Source organism: Hymenobacter psychrotolerans DSM 18569 (assembly GCF_900142395.1).
GTDB lineage: Bacteria > Bacteroidota > Bacteroidia > Cytophagales > Hymenobacteraceae > Hymenobacter > Hymenobacter psychrotolerans.
This window is the reverse complement of the sequence record NZ_FRAS01000004.1, coordinates 133,762-147,467: the sequence shown is the minus strand read 5'-3', so window position 1 is coordinate 147,467 and position 13,706 is coordinate 133,762. Positions and strand designations below refer to the sequence as shown.

8 protein-coding genes are annotated in these 13,706 nt (G+C 55.8%); 6 read left to right on the top strand and 2 right to left on the bottom strand.

Annotated features, from left to right (window positions below):
- Positions 1–6: 6 nt before the first annotated feature.
- The 4 genes from BUE15_RS06150 (at position 7) to prfB (ending at position 3,803) form a co-directional block, all read left to right on the top strand.
- On the top strand, positions 7–729 hold the full coding sequence (locus BUE15_RS06150; RefSeq protein WP_170865201.1) for an ABC transporter ATP-binding protein: 723 nt from the start codon (positions 7–9) through the stop codon (positions 727–729).
- A 165-nt stretch (positions 730–894) separates the two neighbouring features.
- The gene (locus tag BUE15_RS06145; protein ID WP_073282171.1) at positions 895–1,443 is read left to right on the top strand and encodes a cob(I)yrinic acid a,c-diamide adenosyltransferase; all 549 of its coding nucleotides are present in this window, start codon (positions 895–897) and stop codon (positions 1,441–1,443) included.
- Positions 1,444–1,551: 108 nt separating this feature from the next.
- Positions 1,552–2,616 (top strand): branched-chain amino acid aminotransferase, encoded by a 1,065-nt coding sequence (locus BUE15_RS06140; protein WP_073282169.1) that lies wholly within the window; start codon positions 1,552–1,554, stop codon positions 2,614–2,616.
- A 109-nt stretch (positions 2,617–2,725) separates the two neighbouring features.
- A protein-coding gene (prfB, locus tag BUE15_RS06135) for a peptide chain release factor 2 (protein ID WP_211617591.1) occupies positions 2,726–3,803 on the top strand; the annotation gives its coding sequence in 2 pieces (ribosomal slippage) (positions 2,726–2,785 and positions 2,787–3,803; 1,077 coding nt in all).
- A gap of 87 nt (positions 3,804–3,890) precedes the next feature.
- Here prfB and BUE15_RS06130 read toward each other — a convergent pair.
- Together BUE15_RS06130 and BUE15_RS06125 are read right to left on the bottom strand one after the other, a co-directional pair.
- Positions 3,891–5,366: a SusD/RagB family nutrient-binding outer membrane lipoprotein gene (locus tag BUE15_RS06130; RefSeq protein WP_073282165.1), complete on the bottom strand. Its 1,476-nt coding sequence runs from the start codon at positions 5,364–5,366 to the stop codon at positions 3,891–3,893.
- A 6-nt stretch (positions 5,367–5,372) separates the two neighbouring features.
- Positions 5,373–8,618: a SusC/RagA family TonB-linked outer membrane protein gene (locus tag BUE15_RS06125; RefSeq protein WP_073282163.1), complete on the bottom strand. Its 3,246-nt coding sequence runs from the start codon at positions 8,616–8,618 to the stop codon at positions 5,373–5,375.
- 283 nt (positions 8,619–8,901) lie between these two features.
- Between BUE15_RS06125 and BUE15_RS06120 the strand changes: the two genes are divergently transcribed.
- The gene (locus BUE15_RS06120; RefSeq protein WP_073282161.1) at positions 8,902–12,216 is read left to right on the top strand and encodes a SusC/RagA family TonB-linked outer membrane protein; all 3,315 of its coding nucleotides are present in this window, start codon (positions 8,902–8,904) and stop codon (positions 12,214–12,216) included.
- Between the two features lie 18 nt (positions 12,217–12,234).
- A complete protein-coding gene (locus tag BUE15_RS06115) occupies positions 12,235–13,614 on the top strand; it encodes a SusD/RagB family nutrient-binding outer membrane lipoprotein (RefSeq protein ID WP_084548862.1) in 1,380 nt (459 codons plus the stop codon).
- Positions 13,615–13,706 lie beyond the last annotated feature (92 nt).

The window sequence follows — 13,706 nt, the reverse complement described above, 5'->3', positions numbered from 1 at the left end:
CCGGCTATGCTGAACCCCGTTATCGACACCCACGACATCTCAAAGATGTATCGGATGGGCACCGAGGAAATCCATGCGCTCCGCTCGGTTACAATCACCATCCAGCGCGGCGAGTATGTAGCCTTCATGGGCCCGTCGGGCTCCGGCAAGTCTACGCTCATGAACATCGTCGGGTGCCTCGACACGCCCACCGGTGGCCGCTACGTCCTCAACGGCAAGGACGTGAGCCGCATGACCGACAACCAGCTGGCCGATGTGCGCAACAAGGAAATCGGCTTCGTTTTTCAGACCTTCAACCTGCTTCCCCGGGCCACCTCTCTCGATAATGTGGCCCTGCCCCTCATTTACGCGGGCTACAGCAAGTCTGACCGCGAGGAAAAGGCCATGCAGGCACTCCGCAGCGTGGGACTCGAAACCCGGGCCAAGCACCGGCCCAACGAGCTGTCGGGCGGGCAGCGCCAGCGCGTCGCCATTGCCCGGGCCCTCGTCAACGACCCCAGCATCATTCTGGCCGACGAACCAACGGGTAACCTCGACACCAAGACCAGCCACGAAATCATGGACCTGTTTGAGGCGCTCTACGTGAAAGGCAACACCATCATCATGGTGACGCACGAAGAGGACATTGCCCGCTACGCGCACCGCATTGTGCGCCTGCGTGACGGCCTCGTGGAGTCGGACCTCGAAAACACTGACATAGCCACGCACCACGAGCAGGCCACCAAGTAATTTCGGCAGCTTTGCTGTCTGCTTCCTACGCGTCATCTGCGGCACTTGGCCCGGCGTCTCTGTTTTGCTTGATGTGGTACCTTCGCCACGACAACCAAGCGGCGACTGTCCGCCCGGCGGCGCAGATGACGTTCTGTTTCCGGCCTGTTGTCTGCTTTGCTTTCTATGAAAATATATACCAAAACCGGCGACAAAGGCCTTACTTCCCTGATTGGAGGTACGCGCGTCCCCAAGTCCAGCCTACGCATCGACTGCTATGGCACCGTGGATGAGTTGAACTCCTACATCGGCCTCCTGCGCGACCAGGACGTGAATGCGCCCCGCCGCGACCTGCTCAAGGAAATTCAGGACCGCCTGTTCACGATTGGCGCCACATTGGCCTCAGATCCGGAAAAGTCGAAGATGAAGATTCCGGACCTGCACGAAGCCGACGTGACACTGCTGGAAACCGAAATGGATAGTATGAACGCCGTTCTGCCCGAGCTGCGCGTGTTTATTCTGCCCGGCGGGCACCAGTCGGTGTCGTTTGCGCACGTGGCGCGCTGCGTGTGCCGCCGCGCCGAGCGGCTGGTCATTGCGCTCCGCGAAGACTCATTCGTGGCTGACCTAGTCGTCATGTATTTAAACCGTCTCTCGGATTACCTGTTTGTGCTAAGCCGGCAAATGGGCCACGACCTCGGGGCAGAAGAAGTATCCTGGCAACCACGCATGTAGGTTTCGGTCTGCTTTCCTGTGTCCCTGAACTGGCCTACGCCGTTCTCATTGAAGTAACTCGCTCCGCTTACCCCTCCCAATTCCCATCTCCCCTTTTTTCCCGTTTCTATGCTCGACACCTTAACCATCCGGACCCAGCGTACTTCGGCTTCGCGCCTGCAACAGCTGGACCCCGAACATATCGAGTTCGGTAAGATATTCTCCGACCATATGTTCGTGGTAGACTACCGCGACGGCGAGTGGCAGGATGCCCAGCTTCTGCCTTACGGTGATATATCGGTGAGCCCGGCCAATTCGGCGCTTCACTACGGGCAGGCCATTTTTGAAGGCATGAAGGCCTACAAAAACGCGGAAGGCGAAATCACACTGTTCCGCCCCTACGACAACCTGCACCGCCTCAATGCCTCGGCCGAGCGTATGTGCATGCCGCAGGTTCCGGAAGAGCTGTTTATGCAGGGGCTCACCCAGCTCATCCGTCTTGATGCGGACTGGGTGCCCAACACGCCGGGCAGCGCGCTGTATATCCGGCCGCTGATGTTCGCCACTGATGGCTTCATCGGTGTGCGGCCTTCCAACGAGTATCGGCTGCTCATTTTCACCTGCCCGGTGGGTCTGTACTACAGCAAGCCGCTGCGGGTGCGCTTCGAAGAGAAGTATGTACGCTCCGTAGAAGGCGGCGCCGGCTACGCCAAGAACGCGGGCAACTATGGCGCGGCTATGTACCCCACCAAGCTGGCGCAGCAGGAAGGCTACAACCAACTCATCTGGACCGATGCTTCGGAGCACCGCTACGTAGAGGAATCGGGCACAATGAACGCCATCTTTATTATAGACGGCCGGTTGGTAACGCCAGCGCTCAGCAGCTCCATTCTCGATGGCATCACGCGCCGCAGTGTGCTGCAACTGGCCCGCGACTGGGGCATGAGCGTGGAAGAGCGCAAAGTATCGGCCGTAGAAGTAATGCAGGCACTGGCCGAAGGCCGCCTGCAGGAAGCTTTCGGGGTTGGTACGGCCGCCACTATTGCGCCCATTTCAGTTATCGGCTACCAGGGCCAGGACCACGAACTGCCCCAGCCCGGCGAGGATGCCTTCTCGCTGCGCGTAAGTGCCGCCCTGCACGCCATCCGTACCGGTCAGGCGCCGGACACCCACAACTGGATGATTGCCGTATAAGCCCTCGGTAATCAGAAAAGAAAGCAGCCGGCCCTGTACAGGGCCGGCTGCTTTCTTTTCCCGACCTTTGGTTGTTTCATTTTCAACACTCACCCATTAACCTTTCCTAATGACCCACGACCAGGTGAAGGAATTGAAGGGCCGCGCAGAGGCCCTGAGGAGGTATCTTTGACTACGATAGCCGCAAAGCCCAGGTAGTAGAAACCGAAGCGCAAACTACGGCTCCCGGCTTCTGGGACGACTCCAAAAAAGCAGAAGCTGTACTCCGTGAAATCAAGACCGTGAAGGTCTGGACCGACGACTACGAGTCCGTAGAACAGGCTGTGAGCAACGTAGAGGTCCTTTTCGACTTCTACCGCGAAGGCGAAGCCACCGAAGCGGAGATGCAGCAGGAGTTTGAGGCAGCGCAGCAGGCGGTGGAGCAGCTTGAGTTCAAGCGCATGCTTTCTGCCGAGGAAGACCAGCTTTCCGCCATCGTTGAAATAAACCCCGGCGCGGGTGGCACCGAAAGCCAGGACTGGGCCGAAATGCTCATGCGCATGTACATCATGTGGGGCGAAAAGCACGGCTTCAGCGTGCGGCAGGTCAGCTACCAGCCCGGCGAGGGCGCCGGCATCAAATCGGCTTCGCTGGAAATAGACGGCCAGTTTGCGTATGGCTACCTGAAAAGTGAAATCGGGGTGCATCGGCTGGTGCGCATGTCGCCGTTCGACAGCAGTGGCCGGCGTCATACTTCGTTTGCTTCTGTGTTTGCTTACCCGGTCATCGATGACACCATCAAAATCGAAATCAACCCGGCTGATATCAGCTGGGACACATTTCGGGCAGGTGGTGCCGGCGGGCAGAACGTCAACAAGGTCGAAACGGCGGTCCGGCTCACGCACGCTCCATCTGGCATCGTCATTGCCGTTCAGATCGAGCGGAGCCAGCTCATGAACAAAGAGCACGCGCTACGCATGCTCAAGTCGCGCCTCTACCAGATTGAGATGGACAAGCGCAACGCGGCCCGTGACGTAGTGGAAGCCGGGAAGAAGCGCATCGACTTCGGCTCGCAGATCCGCAACTACGTGCTGCATCCCTACAAGCTCATCAAGGACCTTCGCACCGGTATTGAGCGCACTGACGTGCAGAATGTGCTGGATGGAGACCTGGATGAGTATATCAAAGGCTATTTGATGCAGAATTAGTAAGCTGCTCGCTCTGCTTGCTTGAGTAAGGCACAAAAAAAGAGGCTGTCGATTCTTCGACAGCCTCTTTTTTATGGAACCAGGATGTTAGAATTTATCCCAGAACAGTTTCGTAGTTACTACGTCACCACCAATGGCGGCGGCAGCTTCGCTGTAGTTAGCTCCGTTGATGTTCTGCTCAACCACAGGGTAAAGCAGACGCACTGGAATAGCAGATCTAGCAGAAGAAGGAGCAACCAAGGTTGGAGAGTCGAGTCTTCTCCATTCTTTCCAAGCTTCCGTCGGCTGGTTGTAAAGTGCAATCCACTTCTGGTAGCCGATTTTCTGCTTGTAGTCGCCAGCGGCCGTTGCATAAGCTACTCCTGGCTGAGCCAGATAAGCCGTTGCCTCAGCAGTAGTACCACCCCACTCCAGGATAGAAGCCGTAATGGCTGCATCGTAGTGAGAAGCAACGCTGCCCGTGAAGCTGCCATAGCCACGAGCCACAGCTTCGGCAATCATGAACTCAACCTGAGCATAGGACATCAGCACACCGGGCAAGGTCTGCACGCGCAGCTTGGCACCGGGCTGCGAGTTGGTAGTCTTGCTGTTGGTAGCACCGTAGTTGCCACCAGCGAAGGTTCCTGCAGGCAGGGTCGTCGATGTAACGGGGTTGAAGTAATCGTTGAGACGCGGATCAACAACGGCGCCCATTACCGGACCAGCCGTTCCTTTCAGACGATCAACGAAGAAGCTTGTACCAACGAAGTCCGTCCGGTCGCTTCTTACTAGATCCTCGTACAGAGGGTTGGTGTTCGGGAACGTGCCATTGAAAGCCAAGTCAATCACGTCGGCGTTGGAAGCCGGCAGCTTGCCTGCCGTAGATTCAGCCAAAGTTTTCGCTTTCGCAGGATCTACATCAGCAATGGTGAGAGCCATACGCAGCTTCATGGCGTTGGCGAACTTGATCCACAGGGCAGTGTTACCACCGTTGATCAGGTCATTGCCGCCCAAACCGGTAGCGGTAGCAGGCACAAATTGTGCCAGGGCTACATCCAGACGGGTAATCAGGTCTGAGTAGATGGCCGCCTGGTCATCATACTTAGGACGCGAATTAGCGAAGTCCAGTGCCTGGCTGTACGGGATGTTACCGAAGGTCTCCACCAGAACACTCCAGGTGTAGATTTCCAGAACCTCCGCAACTGCCAGTTGGTTGGCTTTCGCGGCCGCAGTCAGGTTGATGTCCGCGTTGATCGTCGACTTTGCTTCGCGCAAATCCCGAATAACGTCGCGGTACAGCGGGTTCCAGAAGTTGGTAGGAATGTTACGGGTATTGAGGTCGTACCGGCTTTCCGTTGGATAGTCGGTAGCAGCCCAATACTGCACGTAGAAGCGGAAGGGGTTGATGTTTACGTTCGTGCTGACAACAGTACGAACCAAGTTGCGCTCAGCGTTGGCGATGAAGCCTGACGCAAGTGCAGTAGTAGGGCTTTTAGGATCAACGTTATAGTCGTCATCCAGCGAATCTACGCAGGAGGTTGTCAGCAGCAGGGCCGACGCACCGGCAATAAGCAGGTTTTTCATGTGTAATTAGAAGCTAAGGCGGAGGTTGGCACCCAGGGTGCGGACAGCGGGATAAGAACCCGTAGAATAGCCTTGGCCAAAGTTGCCGGAGCTTACAGCATCCTCTGGGTCAGCGTAAGGCAGTTCTTTGTTAATGATCCAGAGGTTACGGCCTACGATGGAGAAATCTACTCCTTTAACGCCACCAACTTTGGACACCAACGACTTGGGGAACGAATAAGTCAGCGATACTTCGCGCAGCTTTACAAAGCTGGCGTCATATACGAAAGCAGCAGCCGGGTTGAACGTGGTGCCATAAGCGGTGGAGCCGCTTACTTCATACTCACCGTCGTCGTTCAGGTACAAACCGCTGTTTTCGGCACGTACCGTGTTCGGCGAACCATCAGCCTGCACGCCTGGGAAGATGATACCCCCGCCGTCAGCAATTGTGTTACGGGAAGGGTTACCCAAATCATTCAGACCAGCAGTTTCGGGGCTCAGACCTGTGTCCAGACCGTAGGAGCGGTCAAGCGAGAATACTTGGCCACCCTGACGGATATCAACCAGGAAGTACAGCGACAACCCTTTGTATGAAACGGTGTTGGAGATACCAGCCGTCCAGTCGGGGTTGGGGTTAGCAATTTCCTCGTTAGCAGTAGCGCTCCGTACGTAGTAGCCGTCTTCGCCAACTACTTTCTGACCATTCAGATACACGAAGTTTGAACCGCGGATGCTGCCGAAGGGCTTACCAACTGTAGCGTTGGACGTAACACCACCCTGGTAAGAAGCAATTACCAAGTTATCCGTGCCCTCGAAGAGAGACATTACCTGGTTTTTGTTTTTCGTCCAGTTAGCGTTGATTGTCCAGGTTACGTTGTCGTTTCTAACCGGAGACACGAAACCCGAGAGTTCGAGGCCTCGGTTACGTACGTTACCGGAGTTCACATAGCGGAAGCTATAGCCAGAGGCAGTAGAAACGTTTACCGGAATGATCTGGTCAATGGAGTTCGACTGATAGACTGTAGCCTCGAAACCAAGGCGGGTCTGCAGGAAAGCCATTTCGAGGCCTAGCTCACCACTCTTGGTACGCTCGGGCTTCAGGTCCAGGTTGTTTTTAGTGTTCGGAACGGAGAACAGAGCCACTGAGCCAAAAGCCGTGGGCTTGTCAAACGCGTCAGACACGCTATAGATAGGAGCACCTTGTCCTACTTCGGCGTAGTTACCGCGAATTTTACCGTACGACAACCACGGAGCAGTTTCCTTCACCATCTCGGAGAAGACAAAGCCCAATGCTGCCGAAGGATAGAAGAATGCGTTGTTGTTTTCCGGCAGCGTCGAAGACTTATCTCTTCTAGCAGTCAGGTCCAGGAACACCATGTCTTTGTAGCCGAATGTAGCACTGGCGAACAAACCATCGACTGCGCGACGAAGTTCCGATTCTACCGGCGGATTTATGGCTGACACACTGTTAGACAGGGTGTACAGTTCCGGAATCACAAGGCCACCGTTCGTAACGGCACGTACCGAAGTGGAGCTTTCACGACGCAGGTTAGCACCGATCAAACCCTTAAAGTTCAGGTCGCTGCTGATGTTGGCGGAGAAGTTACCAATCAGGTCGAAGTTGGCCTCACGGGCGTTACGGTTGTAACGGCCATAGCTGGGCACACCTACAGAGCTGAACGCATACCGCTCTTCCTGCAGTTCGTCGTATGTATCAAGCGTCACGCGGCCCAACACGTTGAACCAATCCGTCACCTTGTAAGTAGCGGCTACGTTGCCGAACGTGCGGTAACGTGAGTCCGTTTCGTAGCTCTTGGCGCGGGAGAAGTAGGGGTTGTTCCAGTATTGAGCAGCAGATGAGGTTGGGCTTTTCAGGTTCCAGCTGGCGTTCTGGTTCTGGTAGTTGTAAGCTTCTTCCTGCTGCTTGATGTCCACGTTGGTCTGCCACCACTGGCGGAAGTTGGTCATCAGGTTTTCGCTGGTAGCACCGCTGTAGCCAGTACCATAACGGCCTTTGCCGGACACTTGCGAGAAGTTTACCGAAGCACTGGCCGTCAGGCGCGGGGTCAGGTTCAGTGAGCCTGCGAAGTTGACAATGTTCTTGTTAACCTGGCTGTTTGGCAGCACCCCCTTATCACGGACACTGTTGTAGCCCAGTTTGAAGTAGCCATTGTCGTTGCCACCGTCCACGTTGATGCTGTTGTTCAGCGTTACGGCCGTCTCGAAGAAGTCTGAGGGGTCGTTAGCAGCAGCTACCCAGGGAGTTGCTTTGCCGAAGTTGGAGGTACCAGGAACGAAAGCATTCCACTGATACACCTGCAGGTTAGGATCGAAGCGCGGGCCAACCGAAGCGTCAGCGCTCAGCTGCACCAGGTTGTCCGGAACACCGTCGCCGTTGATGTCAGCCTCATCGAAATACGGGCCGTAGCCAGCACCATACTCCTTCTGATACTTGATGAAGGTGCTCTTGTCAATACGGCCACCGGTGATACCAGCGTTGATGGTAACACCCAGTCCTTTGCGGCCTTTTTTGGTCGTAATCAGGATTACCCCGTTAGATGCACGCTCGCCATAGAGGGCGGTAGCCGCGGCACCTTTCAGTACCGTCATAGACGCAATGTCGTCCGGGTTAACGTCGGCTGCAGCGTTGCCATAGTCATAGCCACCGCCGCCAGTCTGCTGGCCGGTGGTGTTGGTGTTGGCATTGCTGATCGGCACGCCATCCACAACGAACAGCGCTTGGTTGTTGCCGGTGATGGATTTGGTACCCCGGATAACTACGTTGCTCGAACCGCCCAGCGTGTTGCTCTGGCGAACGTTCAGACCTGCTACTTTACCCGACAGACCATTGATGAAGTTAGGGTTACGGGCAACCGTAATCTGCTCTCCTTCTACCTGCGTGGCAGCAAAGGGAAGCGAGTTGCGCGTACGCTCCTGACCCAGTGCAGTTACTACTACTTCGCTCAGCTGCTTGGAGTCAACGGCCAGTGCTACGTTGATTGAGTTAGAGCTGCCGATTGGCTGCTCTATAGTCCGATAGCCAATAAAGCTGAATACCAGTGTGGAAGCCGATGCCGGCGCGCTTAGCGAGAATGACCCGTCAGCGTTGGTGGATGCCCCTACTGATGTGCCTTTCACCAGCACCGTAACTCCGGGCAGTCCTTGTCCATTGGACGAGTCGGTAACTCGTCCTGTAATCTCGCGATTTTGCGCCGCCACCTGCTGCATCAGGATAGGCGAAGCCAAAAGCGCACTCAGGAGAATCTTTCTCATGTAGCTGTGTTTGGTGAGTGAATTTGAGTGAACGGAAAACGTTAGCGCCAAACGTAGCGAAAAAACTCTGAAAGAGTCCTTCTCGCTAACAAATTTTCAATATAAACCCATTACAATATACTAATAAAACACATAACTAAATAGCAATAGGCTCTTCCTAATATAGAGGTTTCGGAATCTGGGTGCTAACTCTTTTTGCCAAGCTGAGCACTTTAAGTTTCCGCCTTCATGCAATTTGAGTATTTTCCGCCCGGTTTTTTCTACTCACCTATTTTTCCACCACATGAATAAACTTTTACTGCTGGTCCCTCTGGCGCTTACAGCTGTAGTGCAACAGGCTGACGCGCAGAACAGAACCATTTCCGGCAAGATTACGGACCGGGCTAATGGCCAGGGACTTCCTGGCGTAACGGTGCTGGCAAAGGGGACTACAATTGGCACGTCGACGAATGCTGACGGTGCCTTCACGCTGGACGTACCTGCTTCGGCTACAATCCTCTCGTTTAGCTTTGTGGGCTATTCCACGGTAGAGCGCCCCATCAGCGGCAGCGTGATTAACGTGGCACTGGAAACAGACGCCAAGCAATTGAGCGAAGTAGTTGTATCGGCACTGGGTATCAAAGAGAACAAGGATGAGCTGGGCACTGCCACTTCGCGCGTAACCGGCGCCGCTGTGGCGCAGTCCGGCGAAACCAGCGTCATCAACGGCTTGTCGGGTAAAGCATCTGGTATTTCCATTACCCGCTCCAACGGTGACCCTGGTGCTGGCTCCTATATTCAGATTCGCGGGCAGAACACCATCAACGGTGAAACGCAGCCGCTGATTGTAATTGACGGGGTGCCCATGTTCAACACGTCGGCCGGGGTAGGCTCACAAGGCACGTACACGGCCGGGGTAGCCCAACAGTCGCGCCTGAATGACATCAACCCCAACGACATTGCGTCGGTGCAGATTCTGAAGGGCGCTGCGGCAGCGGCACTCTGGGGCTCACGCGCCTCCAACGGGGTAATCGTAATCACGACGAAACGCGGCAGCACCGAGGCTGGTAAGCTGAGCGTAACGTATGGCGTTACGTATTCGATAGACCGTATCTCGTACAAGCACGATCTGCAGGACACCTACGGGCGTGGTTCGCGCGGCGCAGCAGCGCAGGGACTGTCAGACAATGCCAATAGCTGGGGCGACAAGATTTCTACGCGCAGTGGCGAAGCAGACGTGTTCAGCAACAACCAAGGCTATTTTGTAGCTAAAAACGGTACTCGCTACCAGCCGGTTCTGCGCAAAAACAGCCGCGAGACCTTCCTGCAGAAGAACTTTGATGACATTTTCCATACGGGCAGCTTCCTGGAAAACAACCTCAGCCTGAGCGCTGGCAACCGGGAAAGCAACGTGTATGTAAGCCTTTCTGACCTCAACCAGAAAGGTATCATCCGTAACAACTCCGATTACCGCCGCTCTACGGCCCGCGTGAATGCGGAGCGCCGGTTCAATAAAGTGGTACGCCTGGCGGGTAATTCTACGTACAGCCGCGTCACGTCGAACCGTATTCAGCAGGGTTCCAATACCAGCGGCCTGTACCTGGGCCTGCTGCGTACTTCTCCTGACTTCGACCAGTCGGGTTACATCGGTACGTACTTCAGCCCGACTGGCGAGGTGGGCGTAAACCGGCAGCGTTCTTACCGGAACGAAATCGGACAAAGCCAGAACCCGTTGTATAACAATGCGCTCTGGACGATGAACGAGCAGAAAGCGCCTAACAGCGTAGACCGCTTCATCGGCTCCACGGAACTGGGGCTCGATCCACTCCCCTGGCTGAGCATTACGGCCCGTTTCGGAGCCGACTTCTACGCGGAAGAGCGCCGGGACCTGTTCCCCATCAACTCAGCTGAAAATGCGGGCCTCGGCTCTGCCACAGAAGAAGCATACTCGGAAAACCAGCTGAACGGCGACGTATTCGCCCGGGCCAGCCACTCGTTCAGTGAAAAACTCAGCGGCACGCTGCTGGTAGGCATGAACCTGAACCAGCGGATTGAATACAACTATGGCGCTACGTACGGCCGTTTCCTACTGGACGTGCGGGACCAAAGCTTCTTCGGCAACGCTACCTCCGAAAACACCCAGGCCTTCGACTACGAGTCTAAGCGCCGTAACTCGGCGGGGTATGCTACCGTCAACCTGGTATACAATGAGCAGCTGTTCCTGAACGCCTCGGGCCGTCTGGAAAACTCCTCTACGTTTGGCCGGGACACGAAAAACCGCTTCTTCTACCCTTCGGTGGATCTGGCGTGGCAGTTCACGAAGCTGCCTATTCTCTCCGAAAACAAGATTCTGAGCTTCGGTAAGATCCGCGCTGCCTACGGCCGTGTTGGTCTGGAGCCACCTATCTATGTAGTCCGGGACGTGTACGGCGTGTCCGGCAGCGGCGACGGGTTCGGTGTTTCGGCGTTGGCCAGCGCCTTCAACGGCTCGTTCAACCGGTCCTCGCTGCGCGGCAACTCGCAGCTGCGCCCCGAGCAGAAAGAGGAAGTGGAAGTTGGCGCTGACCTGCGTTTCCTGCAGGACCGTATTTCGCTCGGTGCGACCTACTACCGCAACCTCAACACCGACGTTATTATCCTGCGTCCTACGTCGCCTTCTTCGGGCTACAGCAACGAGTGGGCTAACGCCGCCAAGATTCGCAACCGGGGTATTGAGCTTGACCTGAACGCCGACATTCTTAAGCTAGGTGACTTCACCTGGAACGTGGGCGGCAACTGGACTCGCAACCGAAACATGGTGCTGGATGTAGCCGGTGCTGAGTTCATCGGGCTGAACGGCTTCGTTAATACGCTGGCAGTTGTTGCCAAAGACCGTCCTTTCAGCACTATTTGGGGCACCCGCTGGAACCGCGACGAGGCCGGCAATCTGGCCCTTGATATCAACGGTTTCCCTACGGTAGCACGTGAGCAAGGTGCCATCGGCGACCCTAACCCAGACTGGAAAATGGGTCTGAACACCACGCTCAGCTGGAAAGGCCTGCGCCTATACGCACTGGTTGACCGGCAGCAGGGCGGCGACATCTGGGCTGGTACCGAGGGTGTTCTACGCTCCTTTGGCGTATCGAAACACACTGCTGTAGAAACGACTTTGCAACCGGATGAGGCGGCCAACACTAGAACACTGGTAATAAACGGTGACCCTAATACTGTCTATACTATTGCGTCTACGGTAACCGCTAATGCCGATGGCACCTACACGTTCCGTGGCCGTCTCGGTGACTTTGGAGCGGGCCCGGTAGCGCTAAACGAAGCGTGGTACACCACTATCGGCGGTGGCTTCAACGGGGCCGCAGAGCAGAATATTCAGGACGCTACCTGGATGCGCCTGCGGGAACTCACGCTGGGCTACAACCTGAACACCGAAGGCTTCCGCAACTTCACCAAGCTCAGCAACCTGGAAGTAACGCTGACTGGTCGTAACCTGGTGCTATGGACGAAAGAGTTCAAAGGCGTAGACCCGGAAACGAACCTTACTGGCCAGAGCCCAGGCCGTGGCCTGGAATATTTCAACAACCCAGGTACCCGGTCTTTCCTGATCGGTCTGAAGCTCACCTACTAATCTCTCGCTTCCGTTTCAATGAAAAACATATTTAAGCGTATTACCCTTCCGTTGGCAGCTTTGGGCCTGACAATGGGAGCCTGCCAGGACTTTGTGAAAGACCTGGACATCAGCCCTAACTCCCCTGCCACAGTTGATGCGCTGAACATGCTGCAGGGAGTACAGCTTGGTGATGCCCTTGTACACGAAGGTGAGCCGGCACGCATTGCTTCCATGTGGAGCAACCAGTTCACCGGCATCGACCGGCAGTACCTTTCTGTCAACCGCTACATTGTCACCACCTCTGACTTTTCCAACCTGTGGTCTACTATCTATTTGGATGTGTTGACTCAGAGCCGGATTGCTGCGGCCCGGGCACTGGAAGAAAACAACCCGCTGCTGTCGGGTATTTTCCAGATTCTGGAAGCGCACACCATGGGCACCACAACCAGCCTGTTCGGCGATATTCCGTTCCGCCAGGCTGGTGACCGGTTGAACTTCCCTAATCCCGTATACGACCCTCAAGACCAGGTTTACGCCGACTTGCAGCTGCAGTTGAAATCCGGCATTGCTCGTCTCACGCAGGGCGGCGGCGCCGGCAACCGCGACATTTTCTACAGCGGCAACCCCACAAAATGGAGACAGGCTGCCTATACGCTACGGGCCCGCTACTACCTGCACGTACAGAAGTTCGATTCGGCCCGGCTGATGGCGTTGCAGGGCATTAGCACTCCAGCCAACGACTGGCTGATGCCTCACCGCGAGGTAGATGGTGCCGAAAACTTCTACTACCAGTTCCAGAGTGAGCGGGGTGGCGACTTGGCTGCCTATGGCTCGCGGGCAGCTCGGCAGCTTGACCCTGCGCGTCCTACGCTGCCCGGCAACCGCAACAATGCCAAAACCGACGAAACTGAGCGTTTCAATTACTTCTTCGGTCCGTCTGCCTCGTCTAATCCCGATGAGTATACGCTGCCGTTCATCTCGGGCCTGACCGACCCGGCCGAAGACTTCCCCCTGCTGACGTATTCTGAAAACCAGCTGATTCTGGCCGAAGTATACGCGCGTCAGAACAACCTTACTAGTGCCCTAGCCGCGCTGAATGCGCATCGGCAAGCGTTGCGCCAACGATTCCCCGGTGGCAAATACGATGCGTATACCCTTGCTGATATTCCCGGTGGCGGCACAAGCGACAATATGCTCCGCGAGGTGCTGAACGAGCGGTACGTGACCTTCATTGGCCAGATTGAGCCCTACACGGATGCACGCCGCACAAACAATGCCCTGGGCCTGGAGCTGAAAAGCACTACAGCTCCCAGACTACCGCAGCGCTTCCTGTATCCGCAAAGCGAAACTAACACCAACACCAGCGTTCCGAGCCCCCTACCCGACTTATTTGAAAAAACCCGGGTTAATCCGTAAACAGAATCTTACAATCTGAGCATCTATAAAGCCCCGGCTTCTGGCCGGGGCTTTTGTATTGTTGCCAGTAGCAGGGACAGTCTTAAGTCACA

Coding starts and splice junctions, on each gene's coding strand:
- BUE15_RS06145 (WP_073282171.1), top strand. CDS start 895: ATGAAAATATATACCAAAACCGGCGACAAAGGCCTTACTTCCCTGATT.
- BUE15_RS06120 (WP_073282161.1), top strand. CDS start 8,902: ATGAATAAACTTTTACTGCTGGTCCCTCTGGCGCTTACAGCTGTAGTG.
- BUE15_RS06140 (WP_073282169.1), top strand. CDS start 1,552: ATGCTCGACACCTTAACCATCCGGACCCAGCGTACTTCGGCTTCGCGC.
- BUE15_RS06125 (WP_073282163.1), bottom strand. CDS start 8,618: ATGAGAAAGATTCTCCTGAGTGCGCTTTTGGCTTCGCCTATCCTGATG.
- BUE15_RS06115 (WP_084548862.1), top strand. CDS start 12,235: ATGAAAAACATATTTAAGCGTATTACCCTTCCGTTGGCAGCTTTGGGC.
- BUE15_RS06130 (WP_073282165.1), bottom strand. CDS start 5,366: ATGAAAAACCTGCTTATTGCCGGTGCGTCGGCCCTGCTGCTGACAACC.
- BUE15_RS06150 (WP_170865201.1), top strand. CDS start 7: ATGCTGAACCCCGTTATCGACACCCACGACATCTCAAAGATGTATCGG.